Below are 17988 nucleotides of genomic sequence, written 5' to 3'. Positions count from 1 at the left end.
GATCTGGTCCAGAACCGTTCCGGAGGATAAGGAGCATCAGTAGGCCCCTTGACCCTGCGGATCACCATGGCAGTCGTCATTAGGGATCACGAGTCCGCCTCCAGTACCGCGTCGAGTGCGGCACCCTGGTAGTACAGGAACGTATGCGTGATGGGGCCGTCCTGGACCCTCACCGCGGAGCAGCCGTGCACATCTAGCGGCTCAAGGCCTGCCCGAGCCGGTGTGCCGGCCATCCGCCATCGCACGGCGACACGGCTGCCGTCGGCCACGGTGTCGAGGACGTCGCGGCGGTAGTCGGGATAGCGGCGCAGCAATTCGGCGTTGGCGGCTTGGTCCTCCGCAGCCGAGGACAGTGCCGGTCGGCCGTTGATCTCGACCCGCAGGCTCGGGGAGACCAGGGCGGCGGCCGTCGCAGAGTCCTGGCGGTTTTCGGCGTCGATGTATGCGCGGTAGACGCCGACGGGGTCGCTGTGTGTGGTCACTGAGCTTTTTCAGAGTTGCCGCTCCAGGGTGAGGACGGCTTTGGCGATTGACGTCATGCGGTTCGGACTGCGTCGGAATCTGCGGAAGATGCGCCAGGACTTCAAGCGGGCGACGCCGCGTTCGACCGGTGCCCGTGCCGTGGCCCGGGCCCGGTTGACGGTCTTCTCGGTGGCGGTGAGTTCCTTCAGGGGCCAGCGTTTGATGCCCGTGGTCAGCCAGGGGCCGCCGCCCTGGTGGGCAAGATCGGCCAGGATGGGGACGCCCTGGCGCTCGCAGATGCGGATGATCCGGTGGGTGCGAGCGGCCGTTGGGCAAGCAGATGGATGACCGCGCTGGTGTAGGCGTGGGCGGTGGAGTCGCTGATCCCGAACCCGGCAGCGATCTTCGCCAGGGTGACGTGTTCGCGCAGGTACACCAGTGCCACCATCGCGCGCTGGGACGGGCGGACTTTGCAGCGCCGGTCGCCCTCACGGGTGACGATGAGCCTCCCCGGCGACCGTCGCCAGCGCCCCCTGGGGCCCCGGGCCAGAAGGGTTATAACATTTCTTATGGTGCTTGGGATGTCACTGGATGATTGGTGATGGATGCTGGTGTTGCCCCCACAGCCGCCGGATATCCGGCGGCACACGGCTCACCGCGTGACATTCCCGTTTCCCACGACAAGGCCAGGCACATCCATGTCGAAAATCCTTATGGTGATCTCAGCCGCCACCACCCTGCAGCTGGCTGACGGCTCCACGCATCCCACCGGCTACTGGGCCGAGGAGGTCGCTGCCTCCCACCGCGTCCTGAAGGCCGCCGGTGCGGAGGTGGCCATCGCCACCCCGGGCGGTGCGAAGCCCACCGTCGACGCGCTCAGCCTCAGCGAGCAGGGCGGCGTCTCCGCAGCGGACGCGGAGGAATTCCAGGCGTACCTCGCCGGCATCGCGGGCGAACTCGCCACACCGCTGGCCCTGTCCGACGTTGTCGTCGGCGACTACGACGCGATCTACATCCCGGGCGGGCATGCCCCGATGGCCGATCTCGCTCAGGACGCCGACCTCGGCCGGCTGCTGAACGAGGCCGACGCCCAGGGCACGATCGTGGCCGCCCTGTGCCACGGCGTCGCCGGTCTGCTGAGCGCGGCCAAGGCCGACGGCAGCTTCACGTTCGCCGGCCGTGACCTGACGGCGTTCACGGATGAGGAGGAGCGCCAGGGCGGCCTCGGTGAGAACACGCCGTTCTTCGTCGAGTCCCGTCTGCGGGAGCGAGGAGCGATCCCGCGCACGGGCGCGGCCTGGAGCAACACGGTCGTCGTCGACGGCAACCTCATCACGGGCCAGAACCCGCAGTCGAGCACGGCCACGGCCGAGTCCGTCCTCAAGGCCCTCGCCGCCTGAACCCGCGAGCTGATCCGATGGCCGGGGCCACCGGGCCAAGCCCGTCGCCCCCGGCCATCGGATCAGCCCCACCAGCACAGCGCACCCAGCGCCAGATCCGCTTGGACGAAAGAGAGAAGCCCGTGACCACCCCCACCCTCAACCAGGGCCTCGACCACATCGCCATCCGCGCCTACGACCTGGACGCCTCCGTCGCCTTCTACACCGAGGGGCTCGGCTTCCGCTTCGTCCGAGAGTGGACCCTCGGCGGCGGCGCAACCCGCGTCGTGTTCCTCGACGCCGGTGACGACCGTCTCATCGAGCTGTTCGACGCCGGCTCCACCCCACCCGGTGGCTCGTCGCAGCCCCTCGCTCCCGCACACCGACCCACCGATGCCGAGCGTGGCCGCGTGGCCGCGCTGGTCCACTTCGCCATCCGTACGGACGACGTCCCCGCCCTCTGGGACCGCGCGCTTGCCGCCGGAGCCCGCCCGTTTGCCGGCCCCATGAAGATCACCACCGACGCCCCGGACCCGATGAGCTTCCAGGCCGCCTTCGTCTACGGTCCGAACGACGAGGTGATCGAGTTCATCGACCGACAGACCGGCGAGGGCAGCCGGCGATGAACGGCGCACGGCACGCGCGGCCTGTCCTGGCCGTGGTCACCTCCACCGGAGAGGCGCTGCGCTTCTTCGACGGCCTGACCTATGAGCCCCTGGGGGACCTTCCCGTCCTGGCCCAGCCGCACGAGATCGCCGTCGACGAGGCGGCCGGCGTCCTGTACGTCTCGCACACCTACCGCTCCGGTGTCTACACCGATCCGGGGGAGAAGGCCCACGAGATCTCCGTCGTGGACCCTCACCAGCGCAAGGTTCTGGAGGTGGTGTCGCTCGCACCGGAGGTGGCACCCCACGGCCTCGCCCTCGACCAGGACCGCGGCCTGCTGTACGCGACCGTCGAAGCCGGGCCCGTCGGCGGCGGCGCGATCGCGGTGATCGACACCGCCACCCGCAAGCAGGTCGGCCGGATCGAGGTCGGCGCTCGGGGCCCCCACTGGTTCGCGATCACGCCGGATGGTGCAAAGGGCTACGCGACCAACAAGGCCGACCCGTTCATCTCCGTGATCGACCTCGCCGAACAGACCCCGACCGGGCGGATCCCCGCACCGTACGGGACCGAGGAGGTCGCGGTATCGCCTGACGGCCACCGCGCCTACGCGGCCGGCATGGCACTGCACGCGGACGCCTCCGCCCCGCCTACGCTGCTCGTCATCGACACCGCCGCCGACCGTGTCGTCGCACGCGAACCCCTGGCCGCTCCGGGATGCCCGGTGCACGTTGCCGCGGACGGTCGCGTCCTGATCGGCCTTGCACCCACCGGCTCCGGGGGAGCGCCCAGGGACGGCCAGCTGACGGTCCTGTCCCCGGACGCTCTCGCCCCGCTGGTTACGGCGCCCGTCGGCCAGGTCCCGATCACGATCCGCACCACCCCGGAGGGCGACCGCGGGTTCGTTGCCAACCTCCGCTCGGGGACCGTGCACGTCGTCGACCTCGCCGATGGCGTCGTCACCGCCATCCTGGACATCGACCCGGGCGATCCCGACACCACCCAAGGCGCCCATGGCATCGCCTACCTCCCCTGACCTGCCTCGCAGCTTTCACTGAACGGAGCACGCTTCGATGACACGCAGCCCCCAGGAGACGTTCCGCGACCACGTCAGGGCCCTCGACTCCGGCGACCTCGACGCGATCGCTGCAAACTTCACACCCGACGCCGTCTTCGTCACTCCGGCCGGGGTTCTGCACGGACGCGACGGTGTCAAGCACGGCATTGGAGCCGTCCTGGCCGATCTCCCCGATGCCGAGTGGAATCCCAAGAGTCCGATCTTCGCAGGAGATGTCCTGTTCCTCGAATGGGCGGCGACAGCGGGCGCAGCGCGCGTCGAGGACGGCGTGGACACCTTCGTCTTCCGCGACGGTCTCATCCGCGCTCAGACCGTCCGCTACACCCTGCTGACCGGCCCGACGACCTGACAGCCGTTCAGCCCGGCGGCCGGCGCCGACGAGGGGACAGCCGGTCCACCAGCCACACCACGCACACACGGGTGCGGAGCGCGCACGAGCGAACCGCATCCTCCTGACGTACCGGAAGGACGGTCTGATGACGCAACGACCGGCCTCCCCGCCCCCGACGCCCGCGGCCCCGGAGCCGCGAGGCGTCACGCTCGTCATCAGCTGGGCCGTCGACCCGGGCAAAGAGGCGCGGTTCGAAAGCCTCACCCACGAGATCGCATCTCACGCACGGCAGTTCTGCGGCCACGACGGTGTGACGTGGTTGCGCCCTCCTGCAGGCCGGGGGATCTACCACAGCGTCCTTCGCTTCACCGACGAAGAACGTCTCACGCAGTGGGTCCGGCTGCCCGAGCGTCAGCAATGGCTCCGGCGGGTCCACGGCATCGCTCACGAAGTGTCCGAATCGCCCGCCCAGATCACGGGAACCGAGACCTGGTTCAGCCTGCCCGAGCAACCGGTCAAGGCGCCTCCGAAGTGGAAAGCGACGCTGGTGACGATGCTGGGCGCCTACCCCGTGGCCTTCGGTATCAACTGGCTCCTCAGCCCGCACCTCACCGACTGGCCCCTGCCCCTGCGCGCGCTGGCCTTTCCTCTCGTGGCGGCCCCGCTGCTGACCTTCCTGATCATGCCCCGCCTCAGCAGGCTCCTGCGTAACTGGCTCTATCCCGGCGCAGGCCGCTGACGAGAACAACCCCCACCACGCCAGCCCGCACCCACCCCTGGCAGCGGGACGTCATCCCTACACTGAGCTGCCGCACCGCACGTACCGGGTGGCGGGCGTCCCGGACAACGGAAGAAGGAAGAACGCGTGCCGAGCCTGGACCTGCTGGCCACATTCCTGGAGATCTACCGGGCAGGCTCCCTCTCCGCAGCCGCTCACAGGCTGGGCGTGACACAGCCCGCCGTCACCGGCCAGCTCGCCCGGCTGGAAGAGGAGATCGGGGAGCAGCTGTTCGTCCGCTCCCGCAAGGGTGTCACCCCCACGCCGCGCGCTGCGGCCCTCGCGTCCCGCGTGAGCCTGCATCTGGACGGCCTCCGTGACGCCTTGGGCTCCTCGGAGGCAGAGCCGGCTCTGCGCGGATCGGTACGCATCGGTGGCGCGGCCGAGATCATGACCCTCCGGGTGCTGCCCGCGCTCGCCCCGCTCACCGGCCGCGGACTGTACCTGCGTGCGGCATTCGGCCTGGCCCAGGATCTCCTGAACGATTTGGCCGCCGACCGACTCGACTTGGTCGTCTCCGCCATCCGGCCCACACACCAGGAGCTCTTCGCCGTCCCGCTCGTCGATGAGGAGTTCCTCCTCGTCGGCCCGCCGTCCATGGCCCGCACCGTGGACGCCGACCGGCTGCGCACCGCACCGGCCGACGCCCTGGCCGCACTGCCGCTGGTCGCCTACGGAGAGGAACTGCCGATCCTGCGCCGCTACTGGCGCAGCGAGTTCGGCCATCGCCCGGCCAATCCCGTCGCCCTCGTCGTCCCCGACCTGCGCGCGGTGCTGGCGGCCGTCGAAGCGGGCGCCGGGATCTCCGCCCTGCCGCGCTACCTGGCCGAGCCCGCCCTGGCCGCAGGCCGTGTCATCCTGCTCCACCGCCCCGAGGCGCCTCCGCTCAACACCATCTACCTCGCGGTGCGCCGCGGCGGGCCGGCCAACCCGGCCCTCACCGTCGTGCGCGAGCGGCTCACTGACGCGGCAGCCCGATGGGAAGGGCTCTGAGCGGAGGTGGCGCCGGATCTACGTCACGGCGTGAGGGAGGTGAGGGTGCCCCCTTCGACCTTCAGTGCCGCGCCGGTGGTCGCCGAGGCGCGGTCGGAACTGGTGAACAGGATCAGATCGGCGACCTCGGACGGCTGGATGAGCCGCTGGATCAGCGACGTCGGCCGGAACCGGGCGATGAACTCGCGCTGCGCGGCATCGAACGTCTCCGCCTCGGGGATGAGGGCGGTGATGTACTCCTCGATGCCTTCCGTGTGGGTCGGGCCCGGAAGCACGGAGTTGACGGTGACGCCGGTGCCGGCGGCGGCCTTGGCCAGGCCGCTGGCCACCGCCAGCAGGGCGGTCTTGGTCATGCCGTAGTGGACCATGTCGAGCGGTGTGTCGATGGCCGTCTCACTTGAGACGAACACGATGCGGCCGAACCCGCGCTCCATCATCCCCGGCATGTACTGGCGCGCAAGCCGGACACCGCTGAGGACGTTGACCTCGAAGAAGCGACGCCATTCCTCGTCCTCGATCTCCAGCACCGGGGTGGAGGCGAAGATGCCGGTGTTGTTGACCAGGACGTCAACCTCCGGCACCGCCTCCAGCAGAGCCTGCGCGCCCTCGGCGGTGGAGACGTCGGCGGCGACGGTGACGATGTCCGCACCCGGCACCCGGGCTCGGATGCCGTCGGCGGCCGCCTTGAGCCGGGCCTCGTCGCGCCCGTTGAGGACGGTGCGGGCCCCCGCCCGGGCGAAGGCTTCCGCGATGGCCAGGCCGATGCCCAGCGTCGAGCCGGTGACCAGGGCGGTACGGCCGGTGAAGTCGATGTGCATGAGTCTTCCCTTGGGGTAGTGCGGCGCCGTGAACTGGTGGCGCCCGGCAACCATCCGATGAGACGGATCGTTCTCTCCGAGGATGAGACGGATCGTTCTCTCCTGTCAAGCGCTTGATGAAGAGAACGATCCGTCTCATAATGGAGTCGGTTCACTCCCGCTCACCCGAAGAGGAGACTCAAGGTGCGACGACCGGCCGAGGAGACGCGACGGCACATCCTGGACGTAGCCGGCGACCTGTTCTACTCGCGCGGCGTCCGCGCCGTCGGCATGGACCTGGTGATCGGCACGGCAGGTGTCGCGAACGCGACTCTGTACCGCCAGTTCGCCAACAAGGACGATCTGGTCACCGCCTACCTGGTCAGTCGAAACGAGCACTGGTGGCAGCGCCTCCGCGAGGCGGCAGCAGCAGCACCCAGCCCCCGCGCCCGCGTCAAAGCCCTGTTCGACCTCACCCGGCAGGACATGGCCACGCCCGGCTACCGCGGCTGCGCCACACTGAACATCACCAGCGAGTTCCCCGACGCGGACCATCCCGCCCACGCCGCGGCCGTTGCCCACAAGAACGAGGTGCAGTCCTGGCTCAGCGAACAGCTCCGCGAAGCAGGCGACGCGAACCCCGACGACACCGCCGGCAAGCTCCTGGTCATCCTCGACGGCGCCCAAGTCCTCGCGGCTGCCCTGGCAACCGACACCCCGGGCGACCACATGATCCAGCTGGCGGAACAGCTCCTCGACACGCGGCTGCCCGCACCTCTGTAACCGGATGACGACGGTCACCACTCCGGTCATGTGGGAGTGATCTTGCGGGACATGCGGCGCGCCCGAGGGACGGGCCCTGTCCGCGGCCGAGCTCTTTGCGCATGCCCCAGACGACGTGGCGGAGGACGAGGAAGACGGCCCGGACGATCTGGTACCGGGTGATGAGGAAGACGAGCCCGAGGGCCATGTTCTTCCCGCCCTGAGGATCCTCAAGGACGCGGTCGCCCGCTCGAAGATGCACCCGATCCCGGTCATCCGCACCGAGGAACGCGACAGCGGCCCGTGGCCTCTGATCAGCGAGGACACCATGATCTGCGCGATCACCCACGACGCCCCGGCCACCACGTGCGACTGACCGCCGACACCAGCCACACAGAGTCCAGGCTCCCTGACCCGGAACCGGACAGTTGCCGAACGCTCCCGCTGGGACAGGACGCTCCTTCAGCACGATGTGGTGACTGGTCTCGTGGTTTCCGGGTCAGGCGCCGGTGGGCGGTGAGCCACGAGAACGTACGCTCTACCGCCCACCGCTCGGGCGGACCTGGCAGCCGTGCTGGTCAGGGTCCTCGCGGACGATCTGCAGGTCGCGGCCGAGGATGCGCGCGGCCCACTCGACCCCTGGCGTGTGGGGCGCCAGGCTGCGGCGAGAGCATCGCCGATGCCGGTCCCACGCCGCTCAGCGGAATGCCAAGACGGGGAGGCGGTCCGGGCGTTTCAGACCCCCCAGGTGGTGGGAGCGGTGGTCGGTGGCAGGAAGGCCACGCGCGTCAGGAAGTCCTTCAACAGGATGCGCCAGACGTGCCACGAGTGTCCGCCGTCGATGAAGTCGCTCTGGACGTGGACGCCGGCCTCGGTGAGGTCCCTAACGGCGCGGAAGGGCCCCCGGTGGAGCGTTGAGAAACCGGCGTTGATGGGGTCCTGCCAGCCGCAGCCGATGTAGACCGACGCCTGCTTCATGGCGACGATCTGCTCGCCCGTGAATGTGGTGTTCGGGGGCAGACCCGCGCTCATGATGCCGTAGTAACCGAACTGTTCCGTGTTGTGGAGGAGTAGGTAGGCCGTGCGCATGCCGCCCGCGGACAGTCCGGTGTAGGCCCTGTCGGCTGCCGAGGACGACACGTTGTAGTGCTCCTCGACCCAGGGGAACACCCTGTCGATCAGATCGGTGCGGTGCGCCTGCTGGTCCGCGGACGAACTCGCGTAGCCGGTCGCGTTCGGCATGACGACGACCATCGGCTGTACCTCACCGGAGTTGATGAGGTTGTCCATGATGTTGGCCAGGTCGCCCTGGGTGCTCCAGCCCATCTCGTTCTCCCCTCCGCCGTGGCTGAGGTAGAGCGTCGGATAGGGCTCGGTGCGCTTCGGGTCGTAGCCGGGCGGGGTGTAGACCACGAGGTGGTTGGTGTCGGCGGGCGTGAGGTGTCCGGGCGACGCGTAGGTGACGTGGCGCAGTTTTCCGCGTGTCCCGCGGGTGGGTCCCTGCCAGGAGAGATCGGCCGCGCTGAACTCCGGATCGGAGGGGACGTAAATCTGGCTGCGGTCGACGGCCCTGCCGTCGGCGACACCGTCCGTGACGTTCCAGGCCGGGTTGCACGGGTCGGGCAGCTGCCCGGCCGTCGTCGCGGAGTCGGCCTGCGCGTCGACGAAGAAGCCGTACGTGTAGACACCGCCCGGCAGCGGTGTGGTGTAGGTCCACACCCCGTCGCGGCCCCTGGCCATGTCGACGACCGGCCACACAGGGCTCGTCGAGTTGGGGTGAGCGGCGGGGACGTCACCGGGCCGCCACTGGTGGGGCATGAGGCCCTGGGTCTGCGCGAGGTGATCGGGGCCGGTGAGGCGTTCGGCCAGCTCACTCGGCCGTGCGAAGTACCACTCGCCCTTGAGCTGGACACGTTCGGCGGTCGGAGCGCGGAAGCGGAAGGTGACCTCGTAGCCGGTGGGTCCCCTGCCGGTGTGCCGCACCACAGGCCCCGGCTCCTTGCGGGACCTCTCCTCCGAGGCGCTGCCACGGTTCTCCGCCGCGGAGGCGGGCGAGGCGCCGAGTGCGGCGCCCGCGAGTGATGCGGTGCTCACGGTGGCGGCCACCGCGCGGGCGACTTCCCGTCTGGTCATGGACACGAGACATCGTTCCTGTCTGAGTGAGGTGGGTGGCGCCGTGGGCGCCCGATGCGGATGAGGGCTGCTGCTCCTCGCCCCTACCGGGGTGTCGGATCGTCGGCGTGGGGCCGTCGCTGACCGCACGCGCCGCGGCCGTGGAGGCCGGTGCGGCCCGGCAGCACGCCGCGGTGAAGACGGCGGCCGCAGCGGTGCCGCGGGCCGTGCCGTCCCGTACGGGCGATGTCATCGGACCGTGGCCCGTTGACCGGTCACCTCGGCGACCCGGCGCGGGAAGGCGGCCGGGTCCCGGTTGGTGGCGGGGCCGCGTCCCAGCACATGGCGGAGTTCACGTGTCGCCGAGTTGGACGAGGAATACGCCGAGGTCGCCGGCGACGGTCAGCGAAGTGTGGGGGCCGCTGGTGCCCAGTCGGATCCACCAGTGCGGGGTCCGTCCGGAGTGACGTCGTCGGATGGAGTGCATCGGGTTCGTCAAGGCCGGCGTCTGAGCGTGCAGGCGTCCGTGTCGAAGACGAGGGAGCGCGGCGTACGTGCGCCGGCCGGCCGGACCACCGGGGACGCGCGGGCGCCGGCGGTGGTGGGACAGCCTGCCGCCGGCTCCAGCCGTGACACCGATTCCCCTCAGGATCGCCCCCGGGCACATCGTTCTGCGTTGCATGACTGTCCCTTCGTGCTGCGACGGGTGGCGGCTGTCGTTCCGTCACACGGCTGAGGGCCACCGGGAACCGGCTGAGTCCTCGGGCGGGCGGGTCCGGGCCGTGGTCGGGTGGGCCGGCGGCCGGGGCTCAGCGAACGTAAGTCCGCCCCTTACGTATGTCAACGATTTCGTCGACCTTGACTCGGAGCGGTGCTCGATCCGTTGACATGTTGATTTCGGAGGGGCTACAAATACGACGCTCGACGCCGTACTCGTTCGACCTCCGAACCCAACTCCGTATTTCCGTCCACCACTTGGGCAGCCGGTTCGCCGGGATCGTGCTGCTCAAGGGCAGTGCTCAAGACTCAGCCCAGTCGGCGGCCCGGCTTCCGACGACATTCCGCACCTTCGATAGCGGCAAGAGGTGAACGGTCCCGCCCGCCCCTCCTGTCGGTGCCCGCAGTCCACGGACAGCCACCCGCGCCGGTCGTGTCTGTCCCCGCGTGTACTCGAACTACCCCACGACCGACTCCGCCAACGGGACCACCGGCTGGCCGTCCACACCCCGCCCGGCTACCGCCCGAACCGCTCCACGCCGTACCCGGTGCTGGTCCTCAGCCACGGCAGTGGCGAGACCGAGATCGCCTGGTCCAGGCAACCCCGTCAAGCCCAGCGACGGCCATGCCGTTCTCCACGGTGACGCGTCCACGTGGTCCGGCACGACCGTGACCGCCGTCTACAGCGGTGACAGGCTCCACAACCCCAGCACCGGCTGAGCCCACGGGGCGGGCCGGCCCGCCGCCTCCACCGACCGCCCGCACCGGAAGAAGGTGATCCCTGCCCGGTCCGTACCGGAGTCGACTGTCCGTCACCCTCCCGGCCACCGACACCTCGTGGGGGAGGGGCAGGGACAGGGGCAACGTCATGGTGACGCGCCCGGCCCTCTGAGGAGTCCTCAAACCTCCGCCTCCGCACACTTAGCTTCCACGAAGGGAACCGTAGATGCGGTCATATCTCTTGATGGCTCTGTCGTGGTCCAACAGCATGAAGCGACCCGATCCGGGGCCGTACGAGGCGGTGCCGACGCGGAACATCCGGCCCTCCACCGATGGAGACTCCCTGTGACCTCGAACGAAGCCTCTCGCGCGGGTTCCGAGGCAGCGGTGTCCGACAGGCGCGGCTTCCTCGGCCGCGCGGCCGCCGTCACCGCCGGTGCGGCGCTCGTCGGCGGCGTACAGCCCGCCACCGCTTCCCCCGCCACCGCTTCCCCCACCACGGCTTTCAGAGCCACGCGCAGCCGTCCGCAGACCCCGGTGCGCACCCAGTCCGGTCTGGTGACCGGCGTCCGAGCCGCCCTGCCCGGCGTCACCGTCTACCAGGGCATCCCCTTCGCGGCCTCCACCGCAGGCCGCAACCGCTGGCGACCGCCGCGGCCCGCCCCCTCCTGGAAGGGCGTTCGCAGGGCCGACGCCTGGGGACCTGCGTGCCCCCAGCCCACGACGGACACGCCCGCCTGGGCCGAACTGCCCGAGTTCAGCGAGGACTGCCTCAACCTCGACATCTGGACCGGCGCCTCCTCCTCACGCGAGCGCCGCCCGGTGGTCGTCTGGGTATACGGCGGGGCCAGGACGTCGATGTGGACCCAGCAGCCGGTGTACGACGGGTCCCGCCTGGCGAGCAAGGGCCTGATCTTCGTCACCTTCAACCACCGGGTCGGGGCCTTCGGCAACCTGGCGCATCCCGAGCTGAGCGCGGAGTCCGGGCACGGCGCGTCCGGCAACTGGGGCGCCATGGACACGGTTGCGGCGCTGAAGTGGGTCAGACGCAACATCGCCGCCTTCGGCGGGGACCCCGAACGGGTGACGCTCGCCGGCTGGTCCCATGGCGCCTCGCTCGTCAACATCCTCATGATCTCCCGCCTGGCACGGGGCCTGTACCAGCGCGCCATTCTCTGCGCCGGCGTGCAGTACCCGAAGGATCCGGCCCTGGGGCGGGTGGCGGGCGGCTACAAGACCCTGGACGTCGCGGAGGCCAACGGCCTGGCGTTCCAGCGGTTCGCGGGCGCCGATTCACTGGCCGGGCTGCGCGCCCTGAGCGCGGACGCGATCGTGTCCTGGTCCAACGCGGCCGGCGCCCCCGCCACCGGCGGCAACATCCTCGACGGGTACGTGCTGCCCACCACGTACGGAGCCGCGATGACCTCCGGCGCCGAGATCGACGTACCTGTCCTCACCGGCAACAACAAGGACGAGAACGGCGCCTCCCCCTCGCTCGCCATGACGGTGGCGCAGTACCGGCAGTTCGCCACGACCACCTTCGGCGACCGCGCACAGGAGTTCCTGTCGCTCTATCCGGCGGCCACCGACGCCGAGGCGGTCGCGTCGTACAACGACTACGCCCGGGACGAGGAACGCGTCTCCACCTTCCTGTGGGGCACGCTGTTCAAGGAGACGGCCGGCAACCGCAGCCCGGTGTGGAACTACTGGTGGTCCCGCGTGCCACCGGGCGCCGACACCGGCAACCCGATCATGACCCGCGGTGACGCGGCGACCCTCGGCGCCTATCACGGCGCCGAGATGTACTACCTCTTCGGCAACCTCGAGGGCGCGGGCCGCCCCTGGACCGAGGAGGACCACGCGCTCGCGGACCTCACCACCACCTACGTGGCCGACTTCGCCGCCACGGGCAACCCCAACGGACACGGCCGCGGCGCCTCACCCGCCTGGCCCGCCCTGCGCCCCGGCAAGCCGCAGACCATGGAGCTCGGCGACCGCTTCGGGCCCCTTCCGGCCGCCGGCAACGAGGCCAAGTACGCCCTTCTGCGCGGCTACCTGGAGTCGCAGACGAAGGAGTACTGACCCGGACCCGGCGATCCACCCCGTACCACGAGAGCCGCCCGGGGCGGCCGAGTCGCGGCAGTCCGTTGTCCGGCCCCGCCCCGGCGACAAGGAGGCAGGTAACGCATGCGAACCAGACTGAGAACGTTCCTGGTGACGGGGGTGTCGGCCGCGGTCGCGGCGGCGACCGCGCTCACCGCCACGGCCCAGGCGGGCGCCGGGGCCACCGCCGGCGAGGCGGCGTCCTACCCGGGCGGGAGCCCGGTGGTCAGCACCGCGCAGGGCAGGGTGCGCGGCGAGGCGGCGTCGATGGTCACCTCGTTCAAGGGCATCCCCTACGCCAAGCCGCCGGTCGGCGCCCTGCGCTGGAAGGCGCCACAGCCGGCCGCGAAGTGGAACGGCGTACGGGACGCCACCGAGTTCGGCGGTTCCTGCGTCCAGGGCACCGGCTGGGACCCCGGGTACGACAAGCCGACACTGACCGAGGACTGCCTGTACCTCAACGTCTACCGGCCCTCGGGCGCCAAGAAGAACCTGCCCGTGTTCGTGTGGAACCACGGAGGCGGCAACACCGGCGGAGCGGGCAGGGACACCGACCCCGCCAAGTTCGTCACCCGCCAGGACGCCGTCTTCGTCACGCTCAACTACCGCCTGGGCGCCATGGGCTGGCTCTACACCGACCAGCTGAACCGCGACAACAAGGACGGCGCGGCCGGCAACTACGGCCTCCTCGACCAGCAGGCCGCGCTGCGCTGGGTCCAGCAGAACATCCGGGCCTTCGGCGGCGACCCCGGCAACGTCACCCTCGCCGGCCAGTCCGCCGGCGCCCGCAACACCTGCACCCAGCTCGCCTCACCGAGCGCCAAGGGCCTCTTCGACCGGGTGATCCTGCAGAGCGGCGGCTGCAACGCCCCAGCCCGCTCCCAGACCGAGGCCGCCGACAGCGGTGACCGCTTCGCCGCCGAGTTGAACTGCCCCGTCGGCACCGGCCAACTCGTCTGCCTGCGTGCCAAGAGTCCCGCGGACATCCTCGCGGCCCAGCAGAAGGTCTCCCAGAACTCCTCGGTCTACGGCACCGCCGTCCTGCCCGCGGACCCGCTCGCCCTGCTCAAGGCGGAGAGGCTGACCGACCTGCCGGTCGTCGTCGGCGGTACCTCCGACGAGTCCCAGCAGAGCGTCTTCGGCCAGTACGACTACCGGGGCAACCCACTCACCGCCGCCCAGGTCGGCGACCTGATCGAGCGGACGTACCCGCAGGGCGCGGACCTGGTCGAGGCCGCCTACCCGGTGGACGAGTACTGGTCACCCACGGTGGCCTGGGGCACCATCCAGAGCGACCAGCGCGCCTGCCGCGACCAGACGCTGCGCGAGCGCCTGGCGGCCGACACCAGGATGTACGCCTACGAGTTCGCGGAGAAGGACGGGCCGGCCTTCACCTCGATCTGGCGGCTCGGCACCGACTATCCGTTCGGCGCCACCCACGTCAACGACCTCGGCTACCTGTGGGACTACCTCGGCACCGCCCTGCCGTTCAGCTCCGAGCAGGTCCAGCTCTCCGACCAGATGATCAGCTACTGGGGGAGCTTCACCGAGGACGGCGACCCGAACGTGCGGCTGGCGCCCTCGTGGCCCCGGTACACCTCCCAGGGGGACATGCTCCAGTTCCAGGCACCCACCGCCCACCGCGTGACCCACGCGCAGATCGACGACGCACACCACTGCGCTCTGTGGGACGACGTCAGTCCCGCGGTATGAGTCATCCCGCGCGTTGACCGCACGGCCGGCCGTCCCGCTCCCGCGGGCGGGCGGCCGTGCGGGCGCAGTGGCCACGGCAGATGCCCGGCGGTCTCCTCGGCCGCGCTGCCGCGCCCCGGGGCGTGACGGTGACCGTCGCCCACGACCTCGCCGCCGACACCCGGTCCGTCGACGGCGTCGTGGCAGCCACCGGCGTCCGCGACCTCGTAGGCGCCGAACACGTCGAACCCGGCGCCACCGTCATCGACGCCGGCATCCACCGCACGCCCGACGGGCACACCGGTGACGTCCGCGCCGACGGACTCGACGGCATCGCGAGCCGTACCACCCCGCTGGGCAACGACCATGCCGGGAGCGTCGTGATCGTCGAGCGGTCCGCAACTGGGTTTCGCCACCGTGCCGCCGAAGGGCCACCTGGCGGTGCGGGTGCACAGGAACACGAACCCGCGGTGGAGGGCCGCGGAGCTGCTGTGAGCCGCCGTCCATCTGCTCCTCACATGTTCTCGGCGCCGCTTCTGATGGCTGCTCGGATGCGGAAGTAGGTGCCGCAGCGGCAGATGTTGCGGATGCTGTCGAGGTCGGCGTCGGTGATGTCGCGGCCTTCGTCCGCCACGTGACGGACGAGTGCGACGGCGGCCATGATCTGGCCGGGCTGGCAGTAGCCGCACTGGGCCACGTCCTGGTCGATCCAGGCCCGCTGCATCGGGTGCAGGTCCTGGCCCACCGTGTCCGCGAGCCCTTCGATCGTGGTGACCTCGTCGGTCGGCCGGAGGTCGCCCACGGGAACCGCGCAGGGGTTGACCGCTTTGCCGTTGAGGTGGCTGGTGCACGCCTTGCAGACGTTGATGCCGCATCCGTACTTGGGTCCGGTGACGCCGAGGATGTCGCGCAGCACCCACAAGAGGCGCACGTCATCGGGGACGTCGACGGTCACCTGTTCGCCGTTGAGGCGGAATGTGTGCTCGGGCACGGGGGCTCCGGATTCTCAGCGGACATGGTCCAGGCCATCGGTGGGGGAGGGGGGAACGGGCGGGACGGTGGGCTTGGGCTCGAAGGAGAGCGTGCCGTGGTTGATCGGGAAGCTGGTGGGCATGGCTCCCGTGGCGCGGCCGTACGCGCAGGCGACAGCGGCCATCGAAGCGGCGACGCCCAGCTCCCCGGCCCCTCCGGGCTCCCCGGTGGTGGTCGGCATGACGACGATCTCCAGCTCGGGCGGGGTGTTCCACTGCCGGGTGTAGAAGTAGTTGTCCCAGCTCGCTTCCAGGAAGTACCCGTCGCGCAGGTGCAGGCTGGAGGTCAGGGCCAGGGCGATGCCGTCCATGACGCAGCCCATCATCTGCGCCTCCAGACCGCGCGGGTTGACCGCGAGGCCGACGTCTACGACGCACACGGCCTTGGTGACACGCGGTCCGGCCACGCCGTCGCGGATCGGGCGGCCGACGGTCTCCGGGCGGCAGTCGATCTCCACCAGTACCGCGTTGACGGCGTGGTACTCGGAGTGGAACGCGATGCCCTGGGCCATGCCGTCCGGCAGGGGCCGGCCCCAGTCGCCGGCCTCGGCGGCCCTTTCCAGCACTGCTCGGGAGCGCTCGTCACGGAGGAAGTCGCGGCGGAACCGGAAGGGGTCCTTGCCCATCCTCCCGGCGAGCTGGTCGACGAGGAGTTCCCGGGCGCAGGTGGCGTCTGGTGAGTAGACGTTGCGCATGCTGCCGGTGTTGAAACTGTGGTCGGTCTCGCTCAGCAGGCGGCTGTTGACGCCGAACTCGTAGGGCATCGACTGGGAGAGCTGGAAGAAGGTCTCGGAGAACCCGATGTCGCCGACCGGCAGCTGCGCCGCCAGGGCGGTGAAGATCTCGCCGAGCCCATGACCGAGGTCGGTGGCCACGCTGGTGTGCCGCTGCCGGTAGCTGAGCACCGTGTCGCCGAGGTAGGCGATGCGCACGCGGGAGGTTGCCATGGGGTGGGTGCGGCCCTGGCGGGCGTCGTCGGCGCGGTGCCACATGAGTTTCACCGGCTTGCCGATCGCGCGCGAGATCTCGACGGCCTCCAGCGCGGCGTCGAAGAAGAGTTTCCGGCCGAAGGAGCCGCCGCCTTCGGTGACGTGCACCGTGACCGCGCCGAGCGGCAGTCTCAGCCTGGCGGCGATCGCTTCCTTGGCGACGATCGGCGCCTTCAGACTCGACCAGATCTCGGCGCGGTCGGGCCGCACGTCGGCTATCGCGCAGTTCGGTTCCAGTGCGCTGTTGCTGCGGAAGGCGAAGGTGAACCTGCCCTCCACGCTCGGGGTGAGCGGTGGCGGACCCAGGGGAATCCCCGCGGCCCGGAGTTCCTCCAGCACGGACGCGTCGGACTTGCCTTCCGCGCTCCCGGCCTTCCACGACACGCGCAGGGCGCGGACGGCGTCGATGCACTGACCGAAGGTCCGCGCGCGCACCGCCACGCCGGTGGAGACCACGGCGACATCGGTGACGCCCGGCATCGCGCGTACCTCGCCCGTGTTGGCCACGGTCCCGACCCTGCCGTTGATGGTCGGAGGGCGGCACACCATGGTCGGCAGGGCGCCGGGGACGTCGAGATCCATCGTGAAGGTCTTGCGTCCGGTGACGGCGGCGAGGGCGTCGATGCGGTGGTGGGGCTTGCCGATGACGGTGAACTCCGCGCTGGACTTCAGTCGGACGGCGACCTGTCGCGTCCGCATGCTCGCCGCTTCCGCGGCGAAGGTCCCGATGTCCGCGTTCCGGCCGCCGGGGCCGGTGATCACGCCCGCCTTCAAGGCCAGTTCGGTGACGTCCGTTCCCCAGCTGTGCGCCGCGGCCTCCAGCAACCGGCTCCGGGCTGCGGCTGCGGCGACCCGGACCGGGACGAAGGTCGACACGGTCGTGTTCGACCCGCCGGTGAGCTGGTTGAACACCAGCTCCGGTCGAGCGTCGGCCAGCGTGACGCGCACCCGTTCGACGGGCACGTCCAGTTCCTCGGCGATCAGCATGGCCGTCGAGGTGGTGATGCCCTGCCCCACCTCGGTCCTGGGGAGTGCGAAGGACACGGTGCCGTCCGTGGCGACCTCGACCGTGATCAGCGCGGACGTCGGCGCGGCCGCCGCGGTCATGACGTCGTTGAGGTCGAGCAGACGCGTGACGTCGGGTGAGGGGACGCCGGCCCGGGCGGGCGATGCGGGGACGAGTTCGGCGGCGGTCGTCAGAGTCGTGGCGGCCAGCACGTAGCCGAGGAACCGACGCCGGTCGAGGGCGCGCGGGTCGGCACCCGGCCGGACCGAATGATCACGTTCTGCCATGTGGTTCCTTCCCAGTACTGGATGCCGGTCCCCGGCTCCGTCGAGTCGCGGACGCCGGGGGACGGGGTGCCGCGGTCACCCGCACGGGGCCCGGGTGCGGGGGCGCGCGGGGCCGCGCCGGGGGAGACGCGACCCCGCGCGCCGG

16 protein-coding genes and 1 pseudogene are annotated in these 17988 nt (G+C 70.5%); 11 read left to right on the top strand and 6 right to left on the bottom strand.

Features of this window, described 5'->3' with window-relative positions; genetic code table 11:
- Positions 1-86 precede the first annotated feature (86 nt).
- A complete protein-coding gene (locus tag ACIBBD_RS35265; protein WP_399423653.1) occupies positions 87-482 on the bottom strand; it encodes a nuclear transport factor 2 family protein in 396 nt (131 codons plus the stop codon).
- 9 nt (positions 483-491) lie between these two features.
- Positions 492-1021: pseudogene (locus ACIBBD_RS35260) on the bottom strand (transposase family protein).
- Between the two features lie 154 nt (positions 1022-1175).
- On the opposite strand from ACIBBD_RS35260, the gene ACIBBD_RS35255 reads away from it, so the two are divergent.
- The 6 genes from ACIBBD_RS35255 (at position 1176) to ACIBBD_RS35230 (ending at position 5627) form a co-directional block, all read left to right on the top strand.
- Entirely contained in the window at positions 1176-1862 is a 687-nt protein-coding gene (locus ACIBBD_RS35255) for a type 1 glutamine amidotransferase domain-containing protein (RefSeq protein WP_399423652.1), read from the top strand.
- 122 nt (positions 1863-1984) lie between these two features.
- Positions 1985-2467, top strand: a complete 483-nt coding sequence (locus ACIBBD_RS35250; RefSeq protein ID WP_399423651.1) for a VOC family protein — start codon at positions 1985-1987, stop codon at positions 2465-2467.
- On the top strand, positions 2464-3483 hold the full coding sequence (locus ACIBBD_RS35245) for a YncE family protein (RefSeq protein WP_399423650.1): 1020 nt from the start codon (positions 2464-2466) through the stop codon (positions 3481-3483). The genes ACIBBD_RS35250 and ACIBBD_RS35245 overlap by 4 nt, the downstream gene beginning before the upstream one ends.
- Positions 3484-3520: 37 nt before the next feature.
- Positions 3521-3874, top strand: coding sequence for a nuclear transport factor 2 family protein (locus ACIBBD_RS35240; protein WP_399423649.1), 354 nt, complete (start codon positions 3521-3523; stop codon positions 3872-3874).
- A gap of 127 nt (positions 3875-4001) precedes the next feature.
- Positions 4002-4595: an antibiotic biosynthesis monooxygenase gene (locus ACIBBD_RS35235; RefSeq protein ID WP_399423648.1), complete on the top strand. Its 594-nt coding sequence runs from the start codon at positions 4002-4004 to the stop codon at positions 4593-4595.
- 126 nt (positions 4596-4721) lie between these two features.
- A complete protein-coding gene (locus ACIBBD_RS35230) occupies positions 4722-5627 on the top strand; it encodes a LysR family transcriptional regulator (protein ID WP_399423647.1) in 906 nt (301 codons plus the stop codon).
- Between the two features lie 23 nt (positions 5628-5650).
- On the opposite strand, the gene ACIBBD_RS35225 is transcribed toward ACIBBD_RS35230, so the two are convergent.
- The gene (locus tag ACIBBD_RS35225) at positions 5651-6445 is read right to left on the bottom strand and encodes an SDR family NAD(P)-dependent oxidoreductase (RefSeq protein ID WP_399423646.1); all 795 of its coding nucleotides are present in this window, start codon (positions 6443-6445) and stop codon (positions 5651-5653) included.
- A 183-nt stretch (positions 6446-6628) separates the two neighbouring features.
- Between ACIBBD_RS35225 and ACIBBD_RS35220 the strand changes: the two genes are divergently transcribed.
- Both ACIBBD_RS35220 and ACIBBD_RS35215 read left to right on the top strand, forming a co-directional pair.
- A complete protein-coding gene (locus tag ACIBBD_RS35220; RefSeq protein ID WP_399423645.1) occupies positions 6629-7207 on the top strand; it encodes a TetR/AcrR family transcriptional regulator in 579 nt (192 codons plus the stop codon).
- Positions 7208-7322: 115 nt separating this feature from the next.
- Positions 7323-7562 (top strand): hypothetical protein, encoded by a 240-nt coding sequence (locus ACIBBD_RS35215; RefSeq protein WP_399423644.1) that lies wholly within the window; start codon positions 7323-7325, stop codon positions 7560-7562.
- A gap of 359 nt (positions 7563-7921) precedes the next feature.
- Here ACIBBD_RS35215 and ACIBBD_RS35210 read toward each other — a convergent pair whose 3' ends face one another.
- Positions 7922-9319, bottom strand: coding sequence for an alpha/beta hydrolase-fold protein (locus ACIBBD_RS35210; RefSeq protein WP_399423643.1), 1398 nt, complete (start codon positions 9317-9319; stop codon positions 7922-7924).
- 1803 nt (positions 9320-11122) lie between these two features.
- Between ACIBBD_RS35210 and ACIBBD_RS35205 the strand changes: the two genes are divergently transcribed.
- The 3 genes from ACIBBD_RS35205 (at position 11123) to ACIBBD_RS35195 (ending at position 15093) form a co-directional block, all read left to right on the top strand.
- Entirely contained in the window at positions 11123-12817 is a 1695-nt protein-coding gene (locus tag ACIBBD_RS35205; protein WP_399423642.1) for a carboxylesterase/lipase family protein, read from the top strand.
- A 105-nt stretch (positions 12818-12922) separates the two neighbouring features.
- Positions 12923-14551 (top strand): carboxylesterase/lipase family protein, encoded by a 1629-nt coding sequence (locus ACIBBD_RS35200; protein ID WP_399423641.1) that lies wholly within the window; start codon positions 12923-12925, stop codon positions 14549-14551.
- An 80-nt stretch (positions 14552-14631) separates the two neighbouring features.
- Positions 14632-15093, top strand: a complete 462-nt coding sequence (locus ACIBBD_RS35195) for a hypothetical protein (RefSeq protein ID WP_399423640.1) — start codon at positions 14632-14634, stop codon at positions 15091-15093.
- On the opposite strand, the gene ACIBBD_RS35190 is transcribed toward ACIBBD_RS35195, so the two are convergent.
- Both ACIBBD_RS35190 and ACIBBD_RS35185 read right to left on the bottom strand, forming a co-directional pair.
- A complete protein-coding gene (locus tag ACIBBD_RS35190; protein WP_399423639.1) occupies positions 15045-15521 on the bottom strand; it encodes a (2Fe-2S)-binding protein in 477 nt (158 codons plus the stop codon). The genes ACIBBD_RS35195 and ACIBBD_RS35190 overlap by 49 nt on opposite strands.
- Positions 15522-15536: 15 nt before the next feature.
- Positions 15537-17843: a molybdopterin cofactor-binding domain-containing protein gene (locus ACIBBD_RS35185; protein WP_399423638.1), complete on the bottom strand. Its 2307-nt coding sequence runs from the start codon at positions 17841-17843 to the stop codon at positions 15537-15539.
- Positions 17844-17988: the final 145 nt, after the last annotated feature.

It is taken from the genome of Streptomyces sp. NPDC051315 (genome assembly GCF_044455165.1).
Lineage (GTDB): Bacteria > Actinomycetota > Actinomycetes > Streptomycetales > Streptomycetaceae > Streptomyces.
The sequence above is the reverse complement of the archived record's forward strand: the minus strand, read 5'-3'. Positions and strand labels throughout refer to the sequence as shown.

Coding starts and splice junctions, on each gene's coding strand:
- ACIBBD_RS35255 (WP_399423652.1), top strand. CDS start 1,176: ATGGTGATCTCAGCCGCCACCACCCTGCAGCTGGCTGACGGCTCCACG.
- ACIBBD_RS35245 (WP_399423650.1), top strand. CDS start 2,464: ATGAACGGCGCACGGCACGCGCGGCCTGTCCTGGCCGTGGTCACCTCC.
- ACIBBD_RS35240 (WP_399423649.1), top strand. CDS start 3,521: ATGACACGCAGCCCCCAGGAGACGTTCCGCGACCACGTCAGGGCCCTC.
- ACIBBD_RS35235 (WP_399423648.1), top strand. CDS start 4,002: ATGACGCAACGACCGGCCTCCCCGCCCCCGACGCCCGCGGCCCCGGAG.
- ACIBBD_RS35225 (WP_399423646.1), bottom strand. CDS start 6,445: ATGCACATCGACTTCACCGGCCGTACCGCCCTGGTCACCGGCTCGACG.
- ACIBBD_RS35210 (WP_399423643.1), bottom strand. CDS start 9,319: ATGACCAGACGGGAAGTCGCCCGCGCGGTGGCCGCCACCGTGAGCACC.
- ACIBBD_RS35200 (WP_399423641.1), top strand. CDS start 12,923: ATGCGAACCAGACTGAGAACGTTCCTGGTGACGGGGGTGTCGGCCGCG.
- ACIBBD_RS35195 (WP_399423640.1), top strand. CDS start 14,632: ATGCCCGGCGGTCTCCTCGGCCGCGCTGCCGCGCCCCGGGGCGTGACG.
- ACIBBD_RS35185 (WP_399423638.1), bottom strand. CDS start 17,843: ATGGCAGAACGTGATCATTCGGTCCGGCCGGGTGCCGACCCGCGCGCC.